The organism is Streptomyces sp. NPDC056527, from assembly GCF_042794475.1.
GTDB lineage: Bacteria > Actinomycetota > Actinomycetes > Streptomycetales > Streptomycetaceae > Streptomyces.
Genome location: NZ_JBHTTQ010000161.1, coordinates 1 through 4,683, shown reverse-complemented (window position 1 = coordinate 4,683; position 4,683 = coordinate 1). Strand labels below are relative to the sequence as shown.

Sequence of the window (4,683 nt, the reverse complement as noted above, 5' to 3'; positions counted from 1 at the left end):
CGTGGACGGCAACATCCACGTCCGCAAGAACCTGGGCGCCTCCTTCGACGGCGGCACCCAGTGGAGCACCGGCTGGAGCCGCTGGGTCAACGGCAGCGACCTCGGCCGCCTCCGCTTCGGGGACTCCAGCGGAGACGCGAAGGCCGACATGTTCGTCTACGAGTACGCCACGGGCAAGGTCTTCGTGCGCACGAACCTGGGCGCATCCTTCAACGGCGGCACTCTGGTGATCACCCTCTGACATCGGCGCCCTCCCCTCGACCTGGTCCGCGCGGGCCAGGTCGAGGGGGCTTCGCGACTTCTCGCAGGCTCGGTCACCCTCGCCTCAGGCTTCCCGCTTCTGGATCGCGTGTCGGCCCCGTTCGTCATCGTCATCCGCATGCCCTGCAGGGACCTGTAGACGCCCTCAGCTCTCCATCTCAAGGAAAGAATCATGACCGCCATGCGTTCACGCCTCATGTGGACCACCAGTGCAGTTGCCGCACTCGCCACGATGGCGACCACCGCTCCGGCGATCGCCCTCAACGGCACTGACGCCCCCGCCCAGCTGAACTTCACGGCGAAGATCAACGTCGGCGAGCAGGCCGCCTGTACCGGCGCCCTCGTCGCCCCGCAGTGGGTCCTGACCGCCGCCACCTGCTTCTCCCCGGACGGCAAGCCCGCCGCTGGCAAGCCCGCGGTCACCACCACCGTCACCGTCGGCCGCACAGACCTTGCCCAGACGACGGTTGGTTCGACCCTCGAGGCCGTTCAGCTCGTTCCCCGCGCTGACCGTGATGTCGTCCTGGTCAAACTGGCCAGCCGGGTCAAGAACGTCACCCCGGTCACCATCGCCTCCGCTGCTCCGACCGCTGACGAACAGCTCAGCGCGGCCGGCTTCGGGCGCACCAAGACCACGTGGGTGCCTGACAAGCTGCACACCGGAACGTTCACGGCCTCCTCCAGCGACGCCACGACAGTGGCGCTCGCGGCGACCGGGGACGCTTTGATCTGTCAGGGCGACACCGGCGGGCCGCTGCTGCGACAGAAGGACGGCGCCGTCGAACTCCTTGCCATAGCCAGTGGTTCCTGGCAGGGCGGATGCCTCGGCACCGATGCCGCCGAAACCCGCACGAACGCGCTCGGAGCTCGTGTAGACGACCTCGGGTCCTGGATCGCGGACACCGTCTTCGCCCGACAGGGTGACCTGACCGGGGACAAGGCTGCCGACCTGGCAGCGGTCTGGACCGACGGCAGTCTCCACGTCTATACCGGCAGCGCCACCCAGGGCCTCAGCGGAGCACGGACACCGCAGCTCGGCGGCACCGGCTGGCTCACAATGAAGCAGCTCGCCAAGGCGGACTTCACCAACGACGGCGTGGCCGACGTCATGGCCATCTGGAACGACGGCACGCTCCACCTCTACAAAGGCGACGGCAACGGCAGCATCACGGCCCAGACTCCCATCGCCATGGGCGGTACGACCTGGGGAACCACCAAGCAGATGACGGCCGCCGACTTCACCGGCGACGGCTGGGGTGACCTGCTGACGGTCTGGAACGACGGCACCCTCCACCTCTACCGAGGCGACGGCAAGGGCAACATCACCGCCGCCACCACTGTCGCGATGGGCGGATCTACCTGGGGAACCGTCGAGCAGTTCGTCGGCGGCGACTTCGACCGCGACGGCAACGCGGACCTCATGGCCGTCTGGAACGACGGCACACTCCACTTCTACAAGAGCAACGGCGACGGTTCCTTCAACGCCCAGAAGCCCGTATGGGGCGGCAACACCTGGTCCACCGTCACCCTGATGGCCGGCGACGACTACAGCGCCGACGGCACAGCAGACATCATGGCCATCTGGGGCAACGGCACCCTCCATCTCTACAAGGGCACTGGAAACGGCGACATCGACTCCGGGATGACAGTCCCCGTCGGCGGATCCACCTGGCTCACCATGAAGCACCTGGCATAGACAGGGTCTGAGAACGTCGCGTGCCTGGACGAGTCGCCGCAGCTCACCAGGCACGCGACGACGCATCAGGCAACGCGGCCGCGGAGAGTTTCTGGGCCCTGCTCAAGGGAGAGATCGGCCCACTCTCATCTGGCCCGACAGGGCCACCGCGATCGCCGAGGTCTTCACTTTCATCGAGACCTTCCACAGCCGCCGCCTGCGCAAGCACAAGACCTTCGGCTATCTCACCCCAGCCGAGACCAGGCAGCGGCATGGGAAGCGTCCGAGAAGGCGATCGCGAGAGTCCGGCTGGAGAAGCTGGCTGGCCGCAAGAGCCATGAGGTCTCCGGCGGGCAGTTGCGTCGCAATGGGCATTGCGGGAGCACTGACCCATCACAGCGAGATCATCCTGATGGACGAACCGACCGCCGGCCTCGATCCCACGCAGCGAGGTGTGTTCCGGGATCTTGTGGCTGAGCTCAGCCAGTCCGTGAACGTCGTCGTCTCCACCCACCAGACCGAAGATCTAGCAGATCTGTACCAGGAAGTTGTCATCCTGAGCGGGGGGCAGCTGCGATTCCAGGGCAGCACAGGTGAGTTCCACGCCCTTGCCGGCCACGTCGGTTCACCACGGGAGAGCGCCGAGGCCGCGTACTCGACACTCGTCGGCCGGGAGGTATGACATGCTCCTGCGCACCGTTGTGCGATCTTCGTCGGCCACCGTCCTGCTGCCGCTCCTGGTCGGCTTCGTCTTTCTGGCTCTCGGCGATGACCTGTCCGCTTGGGTGACACCGCACTACTGGCCATCGGCAACGGGCAACGCAGCTTTCGCCCTGCCGTTCGTGTCGGCTGCATGTGCAGCTGCTGCCGCGTGGGAAGGCGCCCGGCTCACGAAGGGCCGTGTCTTCGAACAGACCGCAGTGCGTGGTCCGGTCGGTATCACCTTCCCCTTGCTGCTGCCCGTGCTGGCCATGGGGCTGCTCGGCATCCTCGTCGCCTTGTTCACTTCCGCCGTCGCTGCCGACGTGCCGCTGGGCTTGCCCCACTTCGGAATCCTTGCAGCCGTCCTCGCGATGCTCGTCGCGAACACACTCGTCGGCTACATCGTCGGCCGCGTCATGCCAGGAGTCCTGGCAGCACCCCTGGCCCTGATCGGCAGCTTCTTCGTGACCGCCTATCCGGCATCATGGAGCACTTTCTGGCCGCGGTACTTGGTGGGCGGCGGACTGAGCAGCTGCTGCTCGGTTGACACAACAATCGACAACAGGGCCTTGGTGGGGACCGCTGTCTTCGCTGCAGCAGTCTCCTGCGCGGCCCTCACACTGATCCACTTCCGCGGTAGAGCAGTGCCCCTGGGCGCGGCTGCCGCACTGGTTGTCGGCGGGCTGGGTGCCTCGTGGGCCATGGCGCGTGACCTCGGACCGGAACCCCTCCAGGCGCGGGAAACACGAGCCTTGGTCTGTGACGACGCGGCAAAGCCCGAAGTCTGCCTCTGGCCTGAGGTCGAGAGCCCCGAGACGGTCCGCCGGGAGGCCCGAGCGGCTGCCGCAGAGCTGGTGAAGGCAGGCGTTCAGGTCCCGCCGACCCTCACGATGGCCGCCCACCCCGGAAAGGGAGCTCTGAAACTCGGCATCGCACCCAACCCGCGTTCAGCGGATATCGCCGGCGGAGTCGCGTCGGGCCTTCTCCCAGAGCCCCCCGCCTGTGCGCTCAACGGTGCTCCCTACCCCGCGGCCACGGCTGCGGGGCCGGTGGCCGCCTGGCTGTACGCCACAGCTGGTGTCCCTGTGGAAACCGTGGCCGGGCGCTTCGGACCTCAAGAGAGCGCATTCGCACAGCGGGTGAGCAAGCTGCCCCCCGGCGAGCAGCTCGCCTGGTACGAGAAGAACCGAGCGGCCATGCGCTCATGCAATACGCAGCCACACATGAGCATCCCCGGAGCCAAGGGATGATCTGGTGGTGCAAGGTGCGGGCTGTGCCGGTCGTCGCAGCGGCGACCCTCGGCACGGTGGCGATCGGCCTGGCAGTGGGCAACATTGAGCTGCCCATTCCTGTACTGACAGGGCAGTCAGGGCAGTTCCTTCTAGCCCATCTCATGACGTTGATTCCAGCCGTCACTCTGCTCTACGGCTTTGGACGAGGTTCCGGACAGACCGAGCACGTTGCCCTCCGCAGGGTCCGATCCTGGGACTCCGCCCTCGGTGTATGCGTCGCCGCAACCGGAGTGCTGGCCGCGCTCGGCAGTCACCTGGTTCTGGACTCGGAACTCGGGTTCTGGCTCAACTTCTGTGGTACCGGCCCAGGTGTTCGACAGCCGCCCGGCCCCTTCCACATTCGGCCGTTTGCCGCGTGACCTGCGCAGACGCGTATGCGTTCATACGGTATGCGAAAGATCATCACTTGCGGCCTGCTAGCCGCTGCGGCCCTGTCTGCCGCCACTCCTGCCTTCGCCGACAACGACAGCAACTTCGGCAGCGGGGTCAACGCGGCGAACAACTGGAACTTCACCGCCGCCGACGTGTGCATCCAGGAACTCGCCGTCGTGCCCGCCCTGAGCGACTGGACAGGCAACCACAAGAACAACTGCTCCAATGGCAACGTCATCGACCACTCCGGCAGCTCAATGCCGCCCGGTCACTGACCAGCATCCTGTGGCCTCTGACATGTGATCTTGACTGATTGCCAGGTGAATCTGATCGGTCAGACCAGGTGGGCTCGCGCGCCCGGCTCTCGCCCACCCGTGGGCG

At 66.5% G+C, this 4,683-nt stretch carries 5 protein-coding genes and 1 pseudogene; all 6 read left to right on the top strand.

All coding sequences use genetic code 11. From position 1 onward, the window contains the following. Positions 1-241 (top strand): annotated as a pseudogene (locus tag ACFQ7Q_RS36145) (fusidic acid esterase FusH); the annotation flags it as partial. Positions 242-433: 192 nt separating this feature from the next. Next, on the top strand, positions 434-1,957 hold the full coding sequence (locus ACFQ7Q_RS36140; RefSeq protein WP_383562877.1) for an FG-GAP-like repeat-containing protein: 1,524 nt from the start codon (positions 434-436) through the stop codon (positions 1,955-1,957). A gap of 391 nt (positions 1,958-2,348) precedes the next feature. Continuing rightward, entirely contained in the window at positions 2,349-2,618 is a 270-nt protein-coding gene (locus tag ACFQ7Q_RS36135) for a hypothetical protein (protein ID WP_383562874.1), read from the top strand. Between the two features lies 1 nt (position 2,619). Then, a complete protein-coding gene (locus ACFQ7Q_RS36130; RefSeq protein WP_383562871.1) occupies positions 2,620-3,888 on the top strand; it encodes a hypothetical protein in 1,269 nt (422 codons plus the stop codon). Between the two features lie 23 nt (positions 3,889-3,911). Then, positions 3,912-4,289 (top strand): hypothetical protein, encoded by a 378-nt coding sequence (locus ACFQ7Q_RS36125; protein WP_383562868.1) that lies wholly within the window; start codon positions 3,912-3,914, stop codon positions 4,287-4,289. Between the two features lie 30 nt (positions 4,290-4,319). After that, on the top strand, positions 4,320-4,577 hold the full coding sequence (locus ACFQ7Q_RS36120; RefSeq protein ID WP_383562865.1) for a hypothetical protein: 258 nt from the start codon (positions 4,320-4,322) through the stop codon (positions 4,575-4,577). Positions 4,578-4,683: the final 106 nt, after the last annotated feature.

What these genes read in the sequence shown, in the direction of transcription:
- ACFQ7Q_RS36140 (WP_383562877.1), top strand. Translation starts at nt 434, where the DNA reads ATGACCGCCATGCGTTCACGCCTCATGTGGACCACCAGTGCAGTTGCC.
- ACFQ7Q_RS36135 (WP_383562874.1), top strand. Translation starts at nt 2,349, where the DNA reads ATGGACGAACCGACCGCCGGCCTCGATCCCACGCAGCGAGGTGTGTTC.
- ACFQ7Q_RS36130 (WP_383562871.1), top strand. Translation starts at nt 2,620, where the DNA reads ATGCTCCTGCGCACCGTTGTGCGATCTTCGTCGGCCACCGTCCTGCTG.
- ACFQ7Q_RS36120 (WP_383562865.1), top strand. Translation starts at nt 4,320, where the DNA reads ATGCGAAAGATCATCACTTGCGGCCTGCTAGCCGCTGCGGCCCTGTCT.